We start from the raw sequence: 19,795 nt of genomic DNA, 5'->3' as shown, positions 1-19,795 counted from the left end.
CGTGGGACGCGGCGGGAAGCACCCCGGCCCCCGCGCCGGGCGGGGCGCGGGGGCCGGGGTTCCCGTGGGGACGGGCCGGGGGAAGGGTCAGCCGAGCAGCTGCGCCTGGAGGGCGACGGTCTGCGCGAAGGCCTGCTCCGGGGCGGCGCCGCCCTTGCGGGTCAGCAGCACGACCGCGACGGTGTCGCCCCCGCCCACGGCGGCGTACCGCGTCATCTCGGGGCCGTAGGGCGTCTTCTCGGCGAACGCGTGGACGGCCGTGCCCTGGGGATGGGCGAGGTCGCCCGGCGCGGTGTCCTTCTCGCCCGCGGACACGCCCTGGGGAGGCGTCGTCCCCTGGTTCTGCAGGTAGCGGTCCGCGTAGGCCCGGGAGATGAACTGGAGCAGGTAGACCTGTCCGCGGGTGCCGTCCGGCATCGTCCAGCCGCGGGCCGCGATGTGCCGCAGACCGCCCTCCTTGAGCGCGGCCTCCTGCTGCGGGCCGTCGCCACCCGGGCGCGTCGCGAGGTACGCGGCGGTCGGCAGCCAGCCCTTCGCGCCGGGGAGCGCGGTGTCGTCCACCGCGTCCTCCGGCTCGGGCAGGAGCAGGGCCCGCAGGTCGGCGTAGTGCACGGCCGCGGGGTTGCGCGGGGTGTCGAAGGGGCGCGGCCTGCCGCCCGGCAGTTGCGGCAGCGCGAGCGCGGGGTACGTCCAGCGGCCGTCGTCGGGCGTCCCGAGGCCGGGGATCTTCGTACGCTCCGGGCGCGTCACGGCGTAGGCCGTACCGGCACCGAAGACGGCGAAGACCAGCAGGACGGCGGTCCAGCGCAGCGTCACCCGCGTCCGCGGGCTCATCCTCCGCCGCGGCGCGACGACCGGCACCGGCGGGTAGCCGGGCTGCGGATACTCGGGCCCGGCGGCCGGCGCGTACCCGGGAGGCGGCGGCGCGGTGGGCTGTTCTGCGGCGGGGGTCGCGGAGAGGTCGGACATCAGACGCCCTCCCCCGGTGCCTTGACGCGGTCGAGCTGGCGACGCAGCAGTGCGGGGATCTCGTCCCAGTCCACCGAGCCCTCCCCGACCGCCTGGAACTGCACCATCAGGTCGCCCTCCGTGGCCTGGCAGAACATCATGTCGACGGACGGGTCGTCGTAGGAGTCGTCGTAGGAGTCGTCACCGCTGGAGTCGTCCGAGTCGTCGGGCGCCGTGGGCTGCACGCACACCGCGTGCGGGTAGCCGGGCACCTCCGGGCCCTTGGAGAGGTACTTCGAGTCCGCCGTCAGGCCCCGGAAGGCCTCGGGCTGGGCGCCCGCGGCCGTCTTGTTGCCGACCTGGACGAGCACCATCTGGTACGTCTGCCTGTTGTCCGCGGTGCGGTAGGTGCGCACGGCGGCGCCCTTGACGTGCATCGCGTCGATCTGGGATTCGAGCGCACGGCGCTGCGCGGACGGGAAGCGGGAGCCGGTGTCGCCGCCCATGAGCAGCTTCTTCGCCCCCGCTGCGTCCAGCACGGTGTCGTTGCCGAACTGTTCGAGGTCCGGGCCGGGCCGCATGCCCTGCGGCATCGGCAGCAGCATCTGGCCGAGGTCGCCGACGTGCGTGCCGCCCGCGGTCACCGCGTACGTGCGGGTCGGTTTCGGGGTGGCCGTCGCCGAGGGCTTCGCCAGGGGCGTGCCCTTGCCGTCGCCGTCCCGGGTGAGCGCGTAGCCCCCGCCGGCCGCGGCGACCACCACGAGGACACCGGCCACGAGCAGCGCGGTACGCCGCTTCCTCCGCGCAGGCGGCACCGGCGGCACCGGCGCCCCCCACGCCGGGTGGGCGTACGGCTGCGCGCCCGGGTAGCCGTACGCGGAAGGCGGCGGCGGTACGGCCGCGGGCTGCACGGGAAGCACGTCCGCCGCGGGCTCCTCCGGCGCGGGCACCGCGGGCACCTCCGGCGCGGGCACCGCGGGCTCCTCCGGCGCGGAGGCCGGTTCGGCGGGCGGGGTGGGCTGCGCGGGGCGCGGGGTCTCGTCGCTCACAGCCGCTCCAGCTGCTCGGTGATCACGGTCCGGAGGTCCTTCTCGTGCACCGGGTCCAGCGAGGAGATGTAGACCTCGACGAAGATGTTGCCGACCCGGGCGAAGGCCTGGCCGACGTAGACCCGGATGTCGTCCTCGTCGTAGGGCTCCGCCGAGGCCATGACCGTGCCGTCGACGGTGCCGGGCAGCGGCACGCCGTGCTGCTGGTGGCCGTGGTCGGTCGAGCCGGCGGCGTCGCGGAGCGCCTGCTCGGTGTAGATGCTGGTGTCGTCGCGGTACTGGGTGAGCGTGACGTCGGTGTTGACCGCCTCGTCGTGCCCGGTGTCCCAGGTGGCCTCGACCGCGCGCCGGAAACCGCGTTCGTTGAGGTTCTCGAAGGCGCGGTAGGTGCCGAGCTGGTCGGCCAGCTCGGACTGGGTGAGCCAGCCGCGCTCGCCGTTCTTCGCCCCGGCGGGGGCCGGGACCAGCAGCTTCAGTAGGTTGCCCTCGTAGACCGCGTTGCGGTCGTCGGCGGCCTGGGGCGCGGGCGCGGTGGGCCCGGGGCCCGCGGGCTGGGTCGGGCCCGCGGCGACGAGCGGCGGCAGCGGCGTGGCCGGCCGGCCGCTCTGCACGGCGTAGCCCGCGCCGCCGCCCGCCAGCACGCCGAGCACGAGGGCGGCGGCGAGGACGAGGGTGAGCTTGCGGCGGGCCATCGGCCGGTAGGGCCGCTCGGCGGCCGCGGGCGCCGCGACCGGGGCCTCCGTCGGTTCAGGTGCCGGTTCGGGTGTCGATTCCGGCGCCGGTTCAGGCGTTGGTTCAGGTGCCGGTTCCGGTGTGAGGTGCGGGGCCGGGTCCCCGACGGCTTCGCCGTCGTCGCGGCGCACGTCGCCGCCCACTTCTTCCATGAATGCCCCCCCAGGCATGTGAACGCACACGTGTGCGACCAATCACACACGGACTCGTATTATGTCCAGCCGCCACACCGCATCCCCACCGAATATGCACAGGCTCGACGTGACGTGTGCCACATACACGCGGCGCCTACGCTGGTCGGATGGCGAACAAGCTGGTGATCAAGGTGACGGCGGGCGCGGACGCGCCCGAGCGGTGCTCGCAGGCCTTCACGGTGGCGGCGGTCGCGGTGGCGAGCGGCGTGGAGGTGTCGCTGTGGCTGACGGGCGAGTCGGCCTGGTTCGCGCTGCCGGGAAGGGCCGCGGAGTTCGAACTCCCGCACGCGGCGCTGCTGCCCGACCTGCTCGACGCGGTGATCGGAGCGGGGCAGGTGACCCTGTGCAGCCAGTGCGCCGCCCGCCGCGACATCGGCGAGCGGGACGTCCTGGAGGGTGTCCGCATCGCGGGCGCGCAGGTCTTCGTCAGCGAGATCATGCCGGACGGCGTGCAGGCCCTCGTCTACTGACGTCCGCCGAGGGCGCGAAAAAAACGGGGCCTCGCGGCCCCGGTCTCATCTGCGGTGGTCCTTGCGGCCCCGCCCCTCCAGTTCGTTCCACCACGCGTCCGACTCCGGGTCCCCGGTGTGGGCGGGGTCGCCCCCGCGGCCCTTCGTGTGGGGGGCGTCCGTGTCCTGGCCGTCCTCGTCGCCGTCCTGCTCGTCGAACCACCGCTCGCCGGGGCGGCGCTTGTTGGCGACGATCGCGGCGAAAGGCGGGATCGTCATCGCCACCAGGCACATCACGATCGCCGCGGGCACGGACCACAGGCGCACCACCGCCCACGCCATGACGAACAGCACCACGCAGGTGCCCATCATGGCGAAGTACCAGTGACGGCGGTGTGCGTCCACACCTCAACGGTACGTCCGCCACGCGGATACCGAAACAGAACGGACGGAACGGACCGCGCCCGTACGGGGACACGGCGGAGGGCCGCATCCGCGCGGGATGCGGCCCTCCGCCGTACAGCGACCGTATGCCGGTCACGCCGTCTCAGACGGCGATGGCCACCTCGGACGGGGTGCCCTGCTGGGCCACGACCGTGCGGTCCACCGTCGCGCCGGGAACGAGCGCGCGCAGCGTCCAGGTGCCGGGCGCCGCGAAGAAGCGGAACTGCCCGGTCGCCGAGGTCGGCACCTCGGCGGTGAACTCGCCGCCGCCGTCCAGGAGTCGCACGTACCCGCTGACGGGCTCGCCGTCACGGGTGACGGAGCCCTGGATGATGGTCTCCTTGGCCACGTCGATGCCCGCCAGTTCCGGGCCGCCGGCCTTCGCTCCACACATAACGTTCAGTCCTCGCCTTGTCGCTGGGGGTCGATCGGTTCCGGGGTCAGTTGGCGCCGAGCTCGATCGGCACGCCGACCAGCGAGCCGTACTCGGTCCACGAGCCGTCGTAGTTCTTGACGTTGCCCTGGTCGAGCAGCTCGTGCAGCACGAACCAGGTGAGCGCGGAGCGCTCACCGATGCGGCAGTACGCGATGGTGTCCTTGGCCAGGTCGACGTTCTCGTCCTCGTAGAGCTTCTTCAGCTCGTCGTCGGACTTGAACGTGCCGTCGTCGTTGGCGTTCTTCGACCACGGGATGTTGCGGGCGCTCGGCACGTGGCCGGGGCGCTGCGACTGCTCCTGCGGGAGGTGGGCCGGGGCGAGCAGCTTGCCGGAGAACTCGTCGGGCGAGCGCACGTCGACCAGGTTCAGCGAGCCGATCGCGGCCACGACGTCGTCGCGGAAGGCGCGGATCGCGGTGTTCTGGGCCTTGGCCTTGTACTCGGTCGCGGCGCGCTCGGGCACGGCGGCGACCAGGTCGCGGGAGTCCAGCTCCCACTTCTTGCGGCCGCCGTCGAGCAGCTTGACCGAGTCGTGGCCGTAGAGCTTGAAGTACCAGTAGGCGTAGGAAGCGAACCAGTTGTTGTTGCCGCCGTAGAGGACGACCGTGTCGTCGTTGGCGATGCCCTTGGCGGACAGCAGCGCCTCGAAGCCGGCCTGGTCCACGAAGTCGCGGCGGACCGGGTCCTGGAGGTCCTGCTTCCAGTCGATGCGGACGGCGTTCTTGATGTGGTTCTTGTCGTACGCCGAGGTGTCCTCGTCCACCTCGACGATGACCACCTTCGGGTCGTCGATGTGGGCCTCGACCCAGTCGGCGTCGACCAGGACGTCACTGCGGCTCATGCTGTTCTCCTCCGGGGCAGTGCGGATGGTGCGGTGGCCGCGCGGTACGCGGCGCGCGATGCGGTTGAGGTGCGGGGTGCGGGGGTGCGGTGCGGCCGGCGGCTCCGTGGGCGCGCGGCACGGCGCGGGGCAGGCAGGGGCGCTGACGCCTTGCGGCCGGACGCGCGGTGCGGGAGAGCTGCCGCCCCTCAGGGCATGCGACAGAGCATGGCGGCGACGCGGCACAGATCGACTGCCCGCCGCTTCGTGAGATCCGCCTGTCGCTTCATGGTCCCGATCGTAGGGAAGCGGACCCGCGAGTGTCACCGGCGTGTCACATGACGAGACAAGATTGTCCATATAGTGGAAAACGGGCGGGCGCCGCAGCGCCCGCCCGCCTCCGCGGTGATCGTCCCCGGCCGGGCGGACCCGGCCGGACCCGCCGGTCAGCCCGACACCAGCTCCACGTTCCGCCCCGCGGCCTTGATGTCCATCCCGGTCGCGGTGCCCACCGCCTTGGTCAGCGAGATGCCGGACGGCAGGTGGGTCAGGTTCGTGTCGAAGTCGATCTCGGCGCGGACGGACTTCTCCAGGCCCAGCGCGGTGATCTCCTTGGGCATGCTCTCGGCGTGCAGGGTGATCTTCTGGCCGCTCACCTGCACCCGGCTGAAGACGCTGAGGTCACCGCTGCCCAGGCCGGGCAGCGACGCGGACAGCTTGACCCGCGCGGTGCCGTCGGCGGCCGGCGGGGCCGCGCTCACCTTGACCCCGGGGGGCGCCGACTTCGACAGGTCGTCGTAGCTCACGAAGGCGTCGCCCGTGGCCCGGTCGGCGGTCGCCCTGGAGAAGTTGTCGGTGAGCTTCACCCCGTACAGGTCGGCGGTGAAGGTCGTGATGCGGACGTCCTGGCGGCCGCCGTCCGCGTTGACGTCCTCGGCCTTGATCGAGACGTGCTTGATCTTGCCGAAGAGCGCCTGCGTCAGGAACGGCCGCGGGAAGTGGTCTATCGACAGCTTCGGCTTGTGCTCCAGGCCCTCGGACGTACGGGCCTTCTCCGCGGCCCGGTCCTCCACCACGCGCACCGCGAACCAGTCGGCGGCGTAGAACAGGCCGCCGAGTATCACCACGATGATCAGGATCGTCCGCCATACCCGCCACGAACCCATGCGCCCGCCACACTCCCCACTCGGTCCCGCCCCTGACACTTCCCGCATCGCCTGACGGGCCAGGGGGGTGCCGCGGTTCCCCCCGGCTCCGAACCGTTACCTCAGGTCAGCGCGCGGCCCAGAGCGTAGACGACGGGTGCGGCAGCGGTGAGCGGCAGGGCCACCCCGGCGGTGAAGTGCACGAAGCGCGACGGGAAGTCATAGCTCGCCACCCGCAGCCCGACCAGCGCGCACGCCCCGGCCGCGACCGCGAGCAGCACGCCCTTCCCGGCGCCGAGATCCACCGCCGGGCCGGTCAGCGCGCCCGTCGCCGCGGCCACGGCCAGCGCGGCGCCGAGCGACACCGGCTCGCCGCCCGGCAGCGGCAGGGCCCGCACCAGCGTCGCGGCGGCCACCGCGACCGCGCCCGCGACGACCGGGCCGTGGCCCGCGTCCGACACCTGGGTCGCGAGATAGCCGCAGGCCAGCACGGTGATCAGGGTCGAGGCCGAAGTCGCGGTGAGGGACGACAGGCGCTCGTCGGCGCTGCCGTGGTGGCGCAGTTGCAGCACGAGCACGAGCAGCAGCCACACCCCGAGCGTGCCCAGCACCACGGCGGGCGCGTGGCCGCCGTTCGCGGCGAGCATGCCGACGTCGGCGGTCACCCCCGCGAGGAAGGCCAGCACGATGCCCTGCCGGGCGGGCCACATGCCGTTGAGCCGGAACCACCCGGCGGCCGTGACCGCCTGGAGCAGCACCAGCACGACCGCGAGCCCCGGCTTGCCGACCGCCGCGCCGCCCGCGAGCAGCAGGCCGAGCGCCGCGGTGAGGGCTGCGGGCTGGATGCCGGGCGCGATGATCGGCGAACCGGTCCGCCCGTCCGGCCGCACGGGTGCGGACCCGCCGCGCCGGGAGGCCCGGGGGCCGGGGGCGTCGGAGTCCTCGGCCGGGACCGGGGGCAGTACGGCGGTGTGCTCGGCCGCGTACGGCTCGGCCTCGGCGGGCGCGGTGGCGTACGCGTGCGGGGCCGCCTGCTGGTGGGGGTGCGGGGACTGCGGCTGCCAGGGGGCGCCGGTGTCCACGCCGGTGGCGTCGTAGCCGAGCGGGCCGTGGCCGACGGCGTGCCCGGGGGTGACGTGGTCCGGGCCGTAACCGGGGTCGGCGCCGTAGCCGGGGGCGTGCCCGGCGGCGGGGTCGGGGCCGTAGCCGGAGGTGCCGTAGCCGGCGTCGGTGTAGCCGGGCGTGCCGTAGTCCGGTGCGGTGCCGTAGCCGCCCTCCGCCGGGTAGCCCCCCTCCGGGTAGCCCGCCCGGTCGTCCGGGTACGGGGGCTGCGGGGTCGTCCAGGGGTGGGCGGAGGGCGGGGTGGAGCCCCAGCCGTCGCCCGCGGCGGGTACGCCGTAGGCGGCGCCGTCCGGGCCCGGGGCGTGGGCCGACCAGTCGTCGCCGGGCGGCGGGGCGCCGAAGGGGGTGCCGCCCTGGTCGGTGTGCGGGGGCAGGCCGGTGGGCAGCGGCTCGGGCACGTAGGCGCCGTCCGCGGGGTAGGGGGCGGGGGCGCCGTGGGCCTGCTCGTCGTGGCCGCCGCCCTGCGGGTCGCCCTGGCCGTACCCGTAGCCGTACGGGACGCCGTCGCGGTGGTCGCTCATGCCGAGCCTCCCGCGAAGGGCGGCAGCACCTCGACGGTCGCGCCGTCCGGGAGCGGCACCTCGGCGTGGTCGCGGGTGCCGACGGGGCGGCCGTCGACGAGGAAGGAGCAGCGGCGCAGCACGTGCGCGAAGTCCGGCCGGGCGGCGTGCCGGCGGCGGGCGGCGTCCAGCGCGTCGGCGAGCGTCGCCGCGCGGTAGTCCTCCTCCGCCGTGCCCGCGGCGGCCTTGGCGGCGGCCCAGTAGCGGATCGTGCCCGCTGCCGGGCGAGCGGCCGTGTCGGTTGCGGCCATCGGGGCTCCGTCCCTCATCGTGCGTCGTGGTGCGGGTGTCGCTGGTACGTCACCGCGGTCCCGTGCGGGGTGCGGCGCCGTCCATGATGGCCCTTCGCGCCGCCCGGCGTGCTCACCGGCCGCTCACCGGCCCGCGCCGTGCGCGGTGATCCAGGCGCCGACGCGCCCGAGCAGCGCGGCGTCGGCGGCGTTCTCGGCGTGCCCGAAGCCGCGTTCGATCCACAGCTCGGCGCCGCCCTCGCCGGCCGCGTCGGCGAGCGAGAGCGGGTGGTCGAGCGGGAAGTACGTGTCCCGGTCGCCGTGCACGATCAGCAGCGGCACGGGCGCGATGTACGGCACGGACTCGACGGGCGAGCGCGGCACCGGGTCCCAGTCGCGGGTGTGGATGCGGGTGCCGAGGCCGACCCGCGAGACCAGCCGCCCGGCGGGCCGGGTGATGACCCAGTGCACCCGCCGCATCGGCGCCGTCCCGCGGTAGTACCAGCGGGCGGGCGAACTGACCGACACGACCGCGTCGACCGGCCGCAGCCCGGCGCCGGAGCCCGCCCCGGCGTGCCGCAGCACCACGGAACCGCCCATCGAGAAGCCGACCGTGGCGACCCGCGCGTAGCCCATCCGGCGGGCCCAGCCCACGGCCGCGTCGAGGTCCAGGACCTCCCGGTCGCCGACCGTGGAACGCCCGCCCGAGCCGCCGTGGCCGCGGAAGGAGAAGGTCACGACACCACCCTCGGCGCCCAGTACGCCCGCCGCCCGGCGCACCGCGGGACGCTCCAGGGCGCCGGTGAAACCGTGCGCGACGACCACCGCGAGGTCCTTCGCCCCGCCCGGCGCCGGACGGTGTTCGGCTTCGATCGCGATGCCGTCGGACGTCAACAGAACGGCACGCCGGACACCCGAAGTGAGCGCGGAAACACACAAACGCCGGTCGTCGGCCTCGGCAGCGGTGGTCATGTCGGCTATTCTTCCGTGCAAGAGGACCTGGGCAATGCCGCCCCCGGGTCCTTTCGTGCTTTTTCGCACCAGTCCGACCGACGGGAGATCCGTGTGAGTTCTCTGCTGCTGCTGACGAACGCACTCCAGCCGTCCACCGAGGTGCTGCCCGCGCTCGGGCTGCTGCTGCACAACGTGCGGGTCGCTCCCGCCGAGGGCCCCGCCCTCGTGGACACCCCGGGCGCCGACGTCATCCTCATCGACGGGCGCCGCGACCTGCCGCAGGTCCGCAGCCTGTGCCAGCTGCTGCGCTCGACGGGACCGGGCTGCCCGCTCGTGCTCGTCGTCACCGAGGGCGGCCTGGCCGCGGTGACCGCGGACTGGGGCATCGACGACGTGCTGCTGGACACCGCGGGGCCCGCCGAGGTCGAGGCGCGGCTGCGGCTCGCCATGGGGCGCCAGCAGATCGCCGGGGACGACAGCCCGATGGAGATCCGCAACGGCGACCTGTCGGTCGACGAGGCCACCTACAGCGCCAAGCTCAAGGGCCGGGTCCTGGACCTGACCTTCAAGGAGTTCGAGCTGCTGAAATACCTCGCCCAGCACCCGGGCCGGGTCTTCACCCGCGCCCAGCTGCTCCAGGAGGTGTGGGGCTACGACTACTTCGGCGGCACCCGCACGGTGGACGTGCACGTACGGCGGCTGCGGGCGAAACTCGGCGTCGAGCACGAGTCGTTGATCGGTACGGTGCGCAACGTGGGCTACCGTTTCGTCACCCCGGAGAAGGCGGAGCGGACGGCCGAGGAGCCGTCCGGGACGTCCGAACCGGCGGTCCGGCGCGGGAGTCGTTCGTCCACAGAGCAGACGGTATGACAATCCGTGTGACGAACGGATAGACACGCGTAGACTTCCCGTCGTGCCCAAGGTGACGCGCGACGACGTGGCCAGGCTGGCGGGGACCTCCACCGCGGTCGTCAGCTACGTCATCAACAACGGACCCCGGCCGGTTGCCCCGGCCACCCGCGAGCGCGTGCTCGCGGCCATCAAGCAGCTCGGCTACCGCCCGGACCGTGTGGCCCAGGCGATGGCCAGCCGCCGTACCGACCTGATCGGCCTGATCGTGCCGGACGCGCGCCAGCCCTTCTTCGCGGAGATGGCGCACGCCGTCGAACAGGCCGCCTCCGAGCGCGGCAAGATGGTGCTGGTCGGCAACTCCGACTACCTCGACGAGCGCGAGACGCACTACCTGCGGGCCTTCCTCGGCATGCGGGTCTCCGGGCTGATCCTCATCAGCCAGGGCCTCAGCGACAACGCGGCCACCGAGATCGACGCGTGGGACGCCCGGGTGGTGCTGCTGCACGAGCGGCCCGAGGCGATCGACGACATCGCGGTGCGCACCGACGACATCGGCGGCGCGCAGCTCGCCGTGCGGCACCTGCTGGAGCACGGCCACCCGTACGTGGCGTGCCTGGGCGGCACCGAGGTCACGCCCATGGTCGGCGACCCGGTCACTGACCATGTCGAGGGCTGGCGGCGGGCGATGGAGGAGGCCGGGCGCAGCACCGAGGGCCGGCTCTTCCAGGCCCCCTACAACCGCTACGACGCCTACCAGGTCGCGCTCGGCCTGCTGTCCGGCCCGGACCGGCCGCCGGCGATCTTCTGCGCGACCGACGACCAGGCGCTCGGTGTGCTGCGGGCCGCGCGCGAGCTGCGCATCGAGGTGCCCGAGCAGCTCGCCGTCGCGGGCTTCGACGACGTCAAGGAGGCCGCACTCGCCGACCCGCCGCTGACCACGGTCGCCTCCGACCGGCAGGGCATGGCGCGCGCGGCGGTGGACGCGGTGCTGGACGACTCGCTGCGGGTGCCGGGGGCGCGCCGCGAGCGGCTGCGGCAGTTCCCGTCCCGGCTGGTCGTCCGGCAGTCCTGCGGCTGCCACTGACCCCGGGGATACATGACGGGGGGCGTCCGCGCGGGGCGACCCCGCTCGGCCGGGCGCTCATCTTTATATCGGGCATACGGGGTTCTGTCGGGCTTCTCAGCGTGTGCTCAGCCCGCTCTCATAATCCGGCCGCACAGTCGTAGACATGACCGACGAGAGCAGCCGCAACGGCGACCCCCAGCACCCGCACGACCCGCAGCTTCCGCTCTACTCCGAGTCCCAGGCACCGGACGCCACCCCGTCCGCGCCGCACCCGCAGGGCGCCCCGGCACCGTACGGGCCCCCGGCGCCGGAGAACCCGGTCCTGTCCGGCACGGTCCACCCCGGCGGCCACGCGGGCTTCCCGCCGCCGCCCCCGTACGACCCCTACGCCCAGGCCGCCGCCGGGCACCCCGCCCCGGGCGCGCCCGGCGAGGCGGCGGGACGGCGGCGCCGGGTACGGCGGCCCGTCGCGCTCATGGCGGCCGCGGCCGTCGCCGCCGGGCTGATCGGCGGCGGCGTCGGCGCCTTCATCGGGCACGCCACCGACGACTCCGCGAGCAGCGCGGCGCACGTCAGCGCCACCAGCTCCGCCGCCGTCAACGCCGCCGCGCTGGACGGCACCGTGGCGGGCGTCGTGAAGGCCGTCGACCCCAGCGTCGTCGAGATCACCGCCACCTCCGGCCAGGGCAAGGCGACCGGCTCGGGCGTCATCATCACCACGGACGGTCAGGTCGTCACCAACAACCACGTCGTCGCCGGCGCCCAGCAGATCAGCGTCACGTACGCCTCGGGCAAGTCGGCCACCGCGCGGGTGGTCGGCACCGACGCCAAGAAGGACCTCGCGCTCATCCAGATCCAGGGCGCCTCGAACCTGCCCGCCGCGAGCCTCGGCGACTCCTCCTCGGTGGCCATCGGCGACCAGGTCGTCGCCATCGGCTCCCCCGAAGGCCTCAGCAACACCGTGACCAGCGGCATCGTCTCCGCGCTCAACCGTGAGGTCACCGTGCCGGTCGAGACCGGCCAGAACCAGAACAGCCAGGGCTTCGGCCAGGGCGGCAACGGCGGCCGCGGCGGCGACCAGTGGCCCTTCTCCTTCGGCGGCAACCAGTACAACGGCGACACCGGCAGCTCCACCACGACGTACAAGGCGATCCAGACCGACGCCTCGCTCAACCCCGGCAACTCCGGCGGCGCCCTCATCAACATGTCCGGCCAGATCATCGGCATCAACTCGGCCATGTACTCCGACTCCTCCTCCGACGGCTCCTCCTCGTCGTCGTCGGGCAGCGTCGGCCTGGGCTTCGCGATCCCCGTCAACACCGTCAAGGCCGACCTGCCCACGCTGCGCGCGGGCGGCACCGACAGCACGAGCGGGACGACCGGCACGAGCTGACGCCCGTGGCGGCGTGCGAGGCTGGGGATCCGGCTCCCCGCGAGCCGGCCCCGCCCCCGCACCGCCCTCCCCCCGACCCGGCCCCGTTCCCCTCGCGAGGATGCAGATGAACCCTGGTCCCGGCACCGCCCCCGGTACCGCCGACGCCGGCGAGACCGCCGCCCGCGTCCTGGTCGTCGACGACGAACCCGCCGTCCGCGAGGCACTGCGCCGGAGCCTGGCCTTCGAGGGCTACGACACCGCGCTTGCCGCCGACGGCCTGGCCGCGCTCGACGCCGTCGACACCTACCACCCGGACGCGATCGTGCTGGACGTGCTCATGCCGCGGATGGACGGCCTCACCACCGCCCGGCGGCTGCGCGCGACCGGGGTGACCACGCCCATCCTCATGCTCACCGCCCGCGACACCGTCGGCGACCGGGTCACCGGCCTCGACGCGGGCGCCGACGACTACCTCGTCAAACCCTTCGAGCTGGACGAACTCCTCGCCCGGCTGCGCGCCCTGCTGCGCCGCAGCTCCTACGCCACCGCGGCCGCCGCGGGCGGCGGCGCCGAACAGGCGCTGTCCTTCGCCGACCTGCGGATGGACGTCACGACCCGCGAGGTCACCCGCGGCGGCACCCCCGTCGAGCTGACCCGCACCGAATACACCCTGCTGGAGCTGTTCCTCACGCACCCGCGGCAGGTCCTCACCCGCGAGCAGATCCTCAAGGCCGTCTGGGGCTTCGACTTCGAGCCGTCCTCGAACTCCCTGGACGTCTACGTCATGTACCTGCGCCGCAAGACCGAGGCCGGCGGCATGCCGCGGCTGGTCCACACCGTGCGCGGCGTCGGCTACGTGCTGCGCGCGCCGGACGGCGGTCACGCGTGAGACGGCTCCCCCTGCGCTCGCGGCTGGCCCTGCTGACGGCCGCGGCGGTGGCCGTCGCGGTCGCGGCGGCGGCGTTCGCGTGCTGGTTCATCACACGCGACCAGCTCGTCGCGCAGCTGGACTCCACGCTGACCTCCCAGTTGGAGAACCAGCTCACCCCGCGCGGCGGCAGCGCGTACATCGACTCCATCCTCGCCCGCTGCCAGACCAACGCGCCCAGCAACAGCAACCTGCCGCCCGGCCTGACCAGCGTGCAGATCATCGACTCCCACGGGCAGCGCTGCGTGGGCGCGGGAGCCGTGGCGCTCAAGGTGCAGCACGCCGACGTGCAGGTGGCCGAGGGCACCCGGGACGCCGCGAAGCACAACGCCCGCACCGACAGCGGGCAGCACGTGCGGGCCGTGACGCTGCCGCTGCTCCAGGACAACACCCGGACGAACCTCGCGATCACGGTGTCCCGTCCGCTGGACGAGATCGACCGGACCCTGGACCACCTCGCCTGGCTGCTGCTGGCCGTCGCCGGGATCGGCGTCGTCGGCGCCGCGACCGCGGGGCTGTGGGTCGCGCGGACCGGGCTGCGGCCGGTGGACCGGCTGACCGAGGCCGTCGAGCACGTCGCCGCGACCGAGGACCTGAACGTCCGGCTGCCCGTCGAGGGCGAGGACGAGATCGCCCGGCTCGGGCAGTCCTTCAACGCGATGACCGCGGCGCTCGCCTCCTCGCGGGACCGCCAGCGGCAGCTCATCGCCGACGCCGGGCACGAACTGCGCACCCCGCTGACGTCGCTGCGCACCAACATCGAGCTGCTGGAGCGCAGCGAGGCGACCGGCCGGCCGCTGCCGCCCGAGGACCGCCGGGAGCTGCTCGCGTCCGTCAAGGCGCAGATGACGGAGCTGGCCGCGCTCATCGGCGACCTCCAGGAGCTGAACCGGCCCGACTCCGCCGCCCCCTCCCTCACCGTGGTGCCGCTGCACGAGATCGCCGGGACCGCCCTGCGCCGCGCCCGGCTGCGCGGCCCCGGCCTGACGATCGGCGCGGACCTCGCGCCCTGGTACGTCCGGGGCGAGGCGGCGGCGCTGGAGCGGGCCATCGTCAACCTGCTGGACAACGCGGTGAAGTTCAGCCCGCCGTCGGGCGCGGTCGACGTGGCCCTGCACGAGGGGCGGCTCACCGTGCGCGACCACGGGCCGGGCATCCCGGCGGAGGAGCTGCCGCACGTCTTCGAGCGCTTCTGGCGCTCCCCCACCGCGCGCTCGCTGCCGGGCAGCGGGCTCGGGCTGTCGATCGTGGCCCGCACCGTCCAGCAGGCGGGCGGCACCATCACCCTGGCCCCCGCCGAGGGCGGCGGCACGCTCGCCACCGTCCAGCTCCCCGGCGCCCCCACGGCCCCGCCGGAGACGCTTCCGGACACCTGAGTCGTCTCACCATACGAAATACCCGTCTCACATCCCGGCGGACGGAGAATACTCGGTCGCACCGTCCACATCAGGGAGGTGCGCCGGACATGCGGCGTTGGATCATGCTGGGCCTGGGGACCGCCGCGCAGACCGCGGCCTGCGCCTTCGTCTACGGGGTGCCCTACCTCGCCGACGAGCTGCGCGGACGCGAGGGGCTCACACTCACGCAGGTCGGCGTGCTCGTCGCCTGCCCCACCGTGGGCCTGGTGCTCGCGCTGTACGGGTGGGGCGCCGCCGCCGACCGCTGGGGCGAGCGGGTGGTCATCGCCGCCGGACTCGGCGGAGCCGCCGGGGCACTGGCCGCCGCCGCGTGGGGCGTGCACGGCATGGTCGCCCTCGGGGCGCTGCTGGCGCTCGCCGGGGCCGCCGGGGCGTCCGTCTACTCCGCGAGCGGGCGGCTGGTCATGGGCTGGTTCGGCAAGGAGCAGCGCGGGCTCGCCATGGGCATCCGGCAGACCTCCACGCCCCTGGGCATGGGCGTGGCCGCGCTCGCGATGCCGCCGCTGGCGAGCGGACACGGGCTGACCGGCGCCTTCGGCTTCCTGGCCGTCACGTGCGGGGTCATCGCCGTCCTGATCGCCGTCTTCGCCGCCGACCCGGCCCGCCCGCAGGCCGCCGCCGCCGAACCCGCGCCCAACCCCTACCGCGGGTCCAGCCTGCTGTGGCGCATCCACGGCTCCGCCGCCCTGCTGGTCGTCCCGCAGTTCACCGCCGGTGCCTTCGCGCTGGTGCTGCTGGTGGACGTACGCGGCTGGACACCCGTGCACGCCGGGCAGCTCATCGCCGCCGGACAGGCCCTGGGGGCGCTGTCGCGCATCCTGGTCGGGCGCTGGTCGGACCGGGTCGGCAGCAGGCTGCGGCCCATGCGGCAGCTGGCGCTGGTGACCGGGGCCGTCGTCGGCGCCACCACACTGGGCATCGCCTTCCCCTCGCCGCTCACCCCCGCGCTGCTGGTCGTGTCGATCGCCATCACCTCCAGCACCAACGGGCTGTCCTTCACCTCCACCGCCGAGCACGCCGGGCCCGCGTGGTCCGGCCGCGCACTGGGCGTCCACAACACCGGGCAGAACTTCACCGCCGCCGTCGTACCGCCGCTCATGGCCGCGCTCATCAGCGCCGCCGGCTACTGGCCCGGCTTCGCCCTCGCCGCGGCCGCCACATGCGCCTCCGCCGGGCTGATTCCGGTGGCCCGAGCCGTGCCCGCCGCGGACCGCGCGGACCGGCCCCGTACGATTCCCGCATGAGCGCCCGGCGGATCGACACCCTGACCGAACTGCCCGCCGGCACCGCGCGCGCGGTGCTGGACCTGATCGCGGACGCCGCGACGGCCGACGGCCAGCCCGCGGTGTCCGAACAGGGCCGGCTGCACGTACGCCACCCCGGCCGCCCCGGGGTGCGCCACCTGCTGCTGTGGGCGCCCGAGGGCGACGGCGGACAGGACGTGCTCGCCGGATACGCGCAGATCGAGGACACCGACCCCGTCGAGGCACCCGCCGCGGAATTCCTCGTCCACCCGCGGCACCGGCTGCACGGCCACGGGCGGGCCCTCGGCGAGGCGCTGCTCGGCGCGACCGCCCGGCGGCTGCGGGTCTGGGCGCACGGCGGCCACCCCGCCGCCCGGCACCTGTCCGTCCAGCTCGGCCTCCAGCTCTTCCGCGAGCTGCGGCAGATGCGCAGGTCCCTGGACGCGGAGCTGTCCGGGCTCGCCGCGCCCGTGCTGCCCGAGGGCGTCACCGTCCGCACGTTCCGCCCCGGCGAGGACGACGCGGCATGGCTCGCCGTCAACGCCGCCGCCTTCGCCCACCACCCCGAGCAGGGCTCCCTCACCCAGCGCGACCTCGACGACCGCAAGGCCGAGTCCTGGTTCGACCCCGACGGCTTCTTCCTCGCCTTCCGCGGCGACCGCCTCGTGGGCTTCCACTGGACGAAGGTGCACGCCGACCTGGGCCTCGGCGAGGTGTACGTCGTGGCCGTCGCCCCCGGCGAGCAGGGCGGCGGCCTCGGCCGCGCCCTCACCACGATCGGGCTGCGCCACCTTGCCGCGGACCGCGGCCTCCCCGGCGTCCTCCTCTACGTCGACGCGGACAACACCGCGGCCGTCTCCGTCTACGAACGCCTCGGCTTCACCACGCACGAGGTCGACCTCATGTACCGCACAGAGAGCTAGCCGCTCGGCCCCCGGGGTCCGCTCCGGGCTGCCCCCGGGGGTGCTTTACGCGATCGTCCGCGCGCTGTGGCTGGTCGCGCAGTTCTCCCCCAGAGCTTCGCCTGGGGGTACCCCCACGCGCCCCTGGTTTGCTGCCCTGCGCGGCAGACGCGAGCTCTGGCCTTGCGGGCGAGGGTCCTCGTTTTTCAGGGGCGCGGGGAACTGCGCGACAAGCCACGACGGCGGGAAGATCGCGTAAAGCACCCCCGGGGGCACCCCGGAGCGTCACCCGCCCGGCGTAAGGGGAACGGAGGTCCGAGGGGGTCACCCGCGCGGTGACGGCAACCCCGCCGGAGGCGCTGCGCTTGCCTGACGGCAAGACTCTCGTTACCAGCGGTTCAACCGCAACCGCCAGCATCGCAGGATGCAACCCGCCGCCCCCCACCGGCCGAACTCCCCCGACCTGCCGGAAGGCACCTCCGCACGAGACAATGGAGCGACGGCTGGAGGCCGCCTGACGGGGGGTGTCGGCCGCGCGTACCACGTGCCGGATCCGGAGGAGGGCTCGCACATCATGGCCCAGACGAATCATCCCAGCGTCCCCGTCCAGCCCCAGCCGGGGCAGGGCGAGGACGACACCGACGGCTTCGGCGCCTTCCGCCCCCGGGTCGTACCGGATCTGGAACCCGACCCGGAGGCGAGCGGCATCGCCGGAGAGGGCGAGTTCGGCGAGGCCCTCCCGGAGGGCCGTTTCCTGGACCGCGAGCGCAGCTGGCTCGCGTTCAACGAGCGGGTGCTGGAGCTCGCCGAGGACCCGTCGACCCCGCTGCTGGAGCGGGCGAACTTCCTGGCGATATTCGCGAGCAACCTGGACGAGTTCTTCATGGTCCGCGTCGCGGGCCTCAAGCGCCGGATGGCGACGGGCGTCGCGACCCGCTCCGCGTCCGGCCTCCAGCCCCGGGACGTGCTGGACCTGATCCTCACCCGCTCCCGCGAGCTCATGGCCCGGCACGCCGCCTGCTTCCAGAACGACGTCGCCCCGCAGCTCGCCGACGAGGGCATCCACGTCATCCGCTGGGGCGAGCTGACCGACAAGGAGCAGGCGCGGCTCGCGACGCTCTTCCGGCAGCAGATCTTCCCGGTGCTCACCCCGCTGGCGGTGGACCCGGCGCACCCCTTCCCGTACATCTCCGGCCTGTCGCTGAACCTCGCGGTCGTGGTGCGCAACCCGGTGTCCGGGCACGAGCACTTCGCGCGGGTGAAGGTGCCGCCGATCCTGTCGCGCTTCCTGGAGGCGGGCCCGCAGCGGTACGTGCCGCTGGAGGACGTGATCGCGGCGCATCTGGAAGAGCTGTTCCCGGGCATGGACGTGCTGGACCACCACATGTTCCGCGTCACCAGGAACGAGGACCTGGAGGTCGAGGAGGACGACGCGGAGAACCTGCTCCAGGCGCTGGAGAAGGAACTCATGCGGCGCCGCTTCGGCCCGCCGGTGCGGCTGGAGGTCGAGGAGTCGATCGCGCCGCGCGTGCTGGACCTGCTGGTGCACGAGCTGAAGATGAAGCACACCGAGGTCTACCCGCTGCCCGGCCCGCTGGACCTGACGGGGCTGTTCGCCATAGCCGGGCTGGACCGGCCGGAGCTGAAGTACCCGCGCTTCATCGCGGGCACGCACCGCGACCTCGCGGAGGTCGAGTCGGCGTCCGCGCCGGACATCTTCGCGGCGATGCGCGAGCGCGACATCCTGCTGCACCACCCGTACGACTCCTTCTCGACGTCCGTGCAGGCCTTCCTGGACCAGGCGGCCGCCGACCCGAACGTCCTGGCCATCAAGCAGACGCTGTACCGCACCTCCGGCGACTCACCGATCGTCGACGCGCTCATCGACGCCGCCGAGGCCGGCAAGCAGGTCCTGGTGCTGGTCGAGATCAAGGCCCGCTTCGACGAGCAGGCCAACATCAAATGGGCCAGGAAGCTGGAGGAGGCCGGCTGCCATGTCGTCTACGGGCTGGTCGGCCTCAAGACGCACTGCAAGCTCTCGCTGGTCGTCCGGCAGGAGGGCGACACGCTGCGCCGCTACAGCCACGTCGGCACCGGCAACTACCACCCCAAGACGGCCCGGCTCTACGAGGACCTGGGCCTGCTGACCGCGGACCCGCAGGTCGGGGCGGACCTCTCGCACCTGTTCAACCGGCTGTCCGGCTACTCGCGCCGGGCCACGTACAACCGGCTGCTGGTGGCCCCGCGCAGCCTGCGCGACGGCCTGGTCACCCGCATCATGGCCGAGATCGAGCACCACAAGGCGGGCCACCCGGCCTTCGTCCGGATCAAGGTCAACTCGATCGTCGACGAGGCCGTGATCGACGCGCTCTACCGCGCCTCGCAGGCCGGTGTCCCGGTGGACATCTGGGTCCGCGGCATCTGCGCGGTACGCCCCGGGGTGCCGGGGCTCTCGGAGAACATCCGGGTACGCAGCGTGCTCGGGCGCTTCCTGGAACACTCCCGGGTCTTCGCCTTCGGCAACGGCGGCGAGCCCGAGGTGTGGTTCGGCAGCGCCGACATGATGCACCGCAACCTCGACCGCCGCATCGAGGCGCTCGTCCGGGTCGCCGACCCGGCCCACCGCGCCACCCTGAACCGCCTGCTGGAAACCGGGATGTCCGACACCACGGCGTCCTGGCACCTGGCGGCCGACGGGAACTGGACCCGGCACAGCGCCGACGCCGAAGGGCGCCCGCTGCGCAACGTCCAGGAGATGCTCATCGACGCCCGGAGGCGCCGGCGTGGCCCGTCAGCAGCAACCTGACCGCGTCCCCCCGGCCCCCGCCGCGCCGGACGCCGCCGACCCCGGCCACGGCGGGAGCACCGGTGGGACGGGACCGCAGGCCGCACGGCGCGCGGGCGCACCCGCGGCCGGTGAGTCGGCG

General features: G+C 74.0%; 20 protein-coding genes. 9 read left to right on the top strand and 11 right to left on the bottom strand.

The window, feature by feature from the left end; all coding sequences use genetic code 11:
* Nucleotides 1-87 precede the first annotated feature (87 nt).
* From ACWERV_RS25540 to ACWERV_RS25530, 3 genes are read right to left on the bottom strand one after another with little or no spacing between them, the layout of a single operon-like run.
* Nucleotides 88-969 carry a hypothetical protein gene (locus ACWERV_RS25540; RefSeq protein ID WP_452937080.1) on the bottom strand — a complete coding sequence of 294 codons (882 nt, stop codon included), beginning with the start codon at nt 967-969 and terminating at the stop codon, nt 88-90.
* Complete coding sequence (locus ACWERV_RS25535; protein ID WP_452937077.1) at nt 969-1,997, bottom strand: hypothetical protein; 1,029 nt, start codon at nt 1,995-1,997, stop codon at nt 969-971. The genes ACWERV_RS25540 and ACWERV_RS25535 overlap by 1 nt, the downstream gene beginning before the upstream one ends.
* A complete protein-coding gene (locus ACWERV_RS25530; protein ID WP_452937074.1) occupies nt 1,994-2,689 on the bottom strand; it encodes a hypothetical protein in 696 nt (231 codons plus the stop codon). Before ACWERV_RS25530 ends, ACWERV_RS25535 begins: the two co-directional genes overlap by 4 nt.
* A gap of 341 nt (nt 2,690-3,030) precedes the next feature.
* Between ACWERV_RS25530 and ACWERV_RS25525 the strand changes: the two genes are divergently transcribed.
* Nucleotides 3,031-3,393, top strand: a complete 363-nt coding sequence (locus tag ACWERV_RS25525; protein ID WP_452937071.1) for a DsrE family protein — start codon at nt 3,031-3,033, stop codon at nt 3,391-3,393.
* Nucleotides 3,394-3,438: 45 nt separating this feature from the next.
* On the opposite strand, the gene ACWERV_RS25520 is transcribed toward ACWERV_RS25525, so the two are convergent.
* The 8 genes from ACWERV_RS25520 to ACWERV_RS25485 form a co-directional block, all read right to left on the bottom strand.
* Nucleotides 3,439-3,744 (bottom strand): DUF3099 domain-containing protein, encoded by a 306-nt coding sequence (locus tag ACWERV_RS25520; protein WP_452937152.1) that lies wholly within the window; start codon nt 3,742-3,744, stop codon nt 3,439-3,441.
* Between the two features lie 175 nt (nt 3,745-3,919).
* On the bottom strand, nt 3,920-4,210 hold the full coding sequence (locus ACWERV_RS25515) for a DUF1416 domain-containing protein (protein ID WP_398192027.1): 291 nt from the start codon (nt 4,208-4,210) through the stop codon (nt 3,920-3,922).
* A gap of 46 nt (nt 4,211-4,256) precedes the next feature.
* A complete protein-coding gene (locus ACWERV_RS25510; RefSeq protein WP_398192024.1) occupies nt 4,257-5,093 on the bottom strand; it encodes a sulfurtransferase in 837 nt (278 codons plus the stop codon).
* A gap of 188 nt (nt 5,094-5,281) precedes the next feature.
* On the bottom strand, nt 5,282-5,362 hold the full coding sequence (locus tag ACWERV_RS25505; RefSeq protein ID WP_355342331.1) for a putative leader peptide: 81 nt from the start codon (nt 5,360-5,362) through the stop codon (nt 5,282-5,284).
* 156 nt (nt 5,363-5,518) lie between these two features.
* Nucleotides 5,519-6,238, bottom strand: coding sequence for an LmeA family phospholipid-binding protein (locus ACWERV_RS25500; protein ID WP_452937067.1), 720 nt, complete (start codon nt 6,236-6,238; stop codon nt 5,519-5,521).
* A 101-nt stretch (nt 6,239-6,339) separates the two neighbouring features.
* The gene (locus ACWERV_RS25495) at nt 6,340-7,860 is read right to left on the bottom strand and encodes a hypothetical protein (protein WP_452937064.1); all 1,521 of its coding nucleotides are present in this window, start codon (nt 7,858-7,860) and stop codon (nt 6,340-6,342) included.
* A complete protein-coding gene (locus ACWERV_RS25490) occupies nt 7,857-8,150 on the bottom strand; it encodes a MoaD/ThiS family protein (protein WP_452937061.1) in 294 nt (97 codons plus the stop codon). Before ACWERV_RS25490 ends, ACWERV_RS25495 begins: the two co-directional genes overlap by 4 nt.
* Nucleotides 8,151-8,273: 123 nt before the next feature.
* Nucleotides 8,274-9,101, bottom strand: coding sequence for an alpha/beta hydrolase family protein (locus tag ACWERV_RS25485; protein WP_452937058.1), 828 nt, complete (start codon nt 9,099-9,101; stop codon nt 8,274-8,276).
* Nucleotides 9,102-9,194: 93 nt separating this feature from the next.
* On the opposite strand from ACWERV_RS25485, the gene ACWERV_RS25480 reads away from it, so the two are divergent.
* From ACWERV_RS25480 to ACWERV_RS25445, 8 genes are all read left to right on the top strand, one after another.
* Nucleotides 9,195-9,953 carry a response regulator transcription factor gene (locus ACWERV_RS25480; protein WP_398192014.1) on the top strand — a complete coding sequence of 253 codons (759 nt, stop codon included), beginning with the start codon at nt 9,195-9,197 and terminating at the stop codon, nt 9,951-9,953.
* Nucleotides 9,954-9,996: 43 nt separating this feature from the next.
* Entirely contained in the window at nt 9,997-11,019 is a 1,023-nt protein-coding gene (locus ACWERV_RS25475; protein WP_398192012.1) for a LacI family DNA-binding transcriptional regulator, read from the top strand.
* 145 nt (nt 11,020-11,164) lie between these two features.
* Nucleotides 11,165-12,394, top strand: a complete 1,230-nt coding sequence (locus ACWERV_RS25470; RefSeq protein ID WP_452937054.1) for a S1C family serine protease — start codon at nt 11,165-11,167, stop codon at nt 12,392-12,394.
* Between the two features lie 106 nt (nt 12,395-12,500).
* Nucleotides 12,501-13,265, top strand: coding sequence for a response regulator transcription factor (locus ACWERV_RS25465; protein ID WP_452937051.1), 765 nt, complete (start codon nt 12,501-12,503; stop codon nt 13,263-13,265).
* A complete protein-coding gene (locus ACWERV_RS25460) occupies nt 13,262-14,680 on the top strand; it encodes a sensor histidine kinase (RefSeq protein ID WP_452937048.1) in 1,419 nt (472 codons plus the stop codon). The genes ACWERV_RS25465 and ACWERV_RS25460 overlap by 4 nt, the downstream gene beginning before the upstream one ends.
* An 89-nt stretch (nt 14,681-14,769) precedes the next feature.
* On the top strand, nt 14,770-15,966 hold the full coding sequence (locus ACWERV_RS25455; protein ID WP_452937045.1) for an MFS transporter: 1,197 nt from the start codon (nt 14,770-14,772) through the stop codon (nt 15,964-15,966).
* Nucleotides 15,963-16,889, top strand: a complete 927-nt coding sequence (gene mshD / locus ACWERV_RS25450) for a mycothiol synthase (RefSeq protein WP_398192002.1) — start codon at nt 15,963-15,965, stop codon at nt 16,887-16,889. Before ACWERV_RS25455 ends, mshD begins: the two co-directional genes overlap by 4 nt.
* 553 nt (nt 16,890-17,442) lie before the next feature.
* Nucleotides 17,443-19,674 carry an RNA degradosome polyphosphate kinase gene (locus ACWERV_RS25445; protein WP_452937041.1) on the top strand — a complete coding sequence of 744 codons (2,232 nt, stop codon included), beginning with the start codon at nt 17,443-17,445 and terminating at the stop codon, nt 19,672-19,674.
* Nucleotides 19,675-19,795: the final 121 nt, after the last annotated feature.

The sequence above is a fragment of the Streptomyces sp. NPDC004031 genome (genome assembly GCF_053604375.1).
This window is presented reverse-complemented; position numbering and strand designations above follow the sequence as displayed.

Coding starts and splice junctions, on each gene's coding strand:
- ACWERV_RS25540 (WP_452937080.1), bottom strand. CDS start 969: ATGTCCGACCTCTCCGCGACCCCCGCCGCAGAACAGCCCACCGCGCCG.
- ACWERV_RS25530 (WP_452937074.1), bottom strand. CDS start 2,689: ATGGCCCGCCGCAAGCTCACCCTCGTCCTCGCCGCCGCCCTCGTGCTC.
- ACWERV_RS25525 (WP_452937071.1), top strand. CDS start 3,031: ATGGCGAACAAGCTGGTGATCAAGGTGACGGCGGGCGCGGACGCGCCC.
- ACWERV_RS25520 (WP_452937152.1), bottom strand. CDS start 3,744: ATGATGGGCACCTGCGTGGTGCTGTTCGTCATGGCGTGGGCGGTGGTG.
- ACWERV_RS25515 (WP_398192027.1), bottom strand. CDS start 4,210: ATGTGTGGAGCGAAGGCCGGCGGCCCGGAACTGGCGGGCATCGACGTG.
- ACWERV_RS25510 (WP_398192024.1), bottom strand. CDS start 5,093: ATGAGCCGCAGTGACGTCCTGGTCGACGCCGACTGGGTCGAGGCCCAC.
- ACWERV_RS25505 (WP_355342331.1), bottom strand. CDS start 5,362: ATGAAGCGACAGGCGGATCTCACGAAGCGGCGGGCAGTCGATCTGTGC.
- ACWERV_RS25500 (WP_452937067.1), bottom strand. CDS start 6,238: ATGGGTTCGTGGCGGGTATGGCGGACGATCCTGATCATCGTGGTGATA.
- ACWERV_RS25495 (WP_452937064.1), bottom strand. CDS start 7,860: ATGAGCGACCACCGCGACGGCGTCCCGTACGGCTACGGGTACGGCCAG.
- ACWERV_RS25490 (WP_452937061.1), bottom strand. CDS start 8,150: ATGGCCGCAACCGACACGGCCGCTCGCCCGGCAGCGGGCACGATCCGC.
- ACWERV_RS25485 (WP_452937058.1), bottom strand. CDS start 9,101: ATGACCACCGCTGCCGAGGCCGACGACCGGCGTTTGTGTGTTTCCGCG.
- ACWERV_RS25470 (WP_452937054.1), top strand. CDS start 11,165: ATGACCGACGAGAGCAGCCGCAACGGCGACCCCCAGCACCCGCACGAC.
- ACWERV_RS25465 (WP_452937051.1), top strand. CDS start 12,501: ATGAACCCTGGTCCCGGCACCGCCCCCGGTACCGCCGACGCCGGCGAG.
- ACWERV_RS25455 (WP_452937045.1), top strand. CDS start 14,770: ATGCGGCGTTGGATCATGCTGGGCCTGGGGACCGCCGCGCAGACCGCG.
- mshD (WP_398192002.1), top strand. CDS start 15,963: ATGAGCGCCCGGCGGATCGACACCCTGACCGAACTGCCCGCCGGCACC.
- ACWERV_RS25445 (WP_452937041.1), top strand. CDS start 17,443: ATGGCCCAGACGAATCATCCCAGCGTCCCCGTCCAGCCCCAGCCGGGG.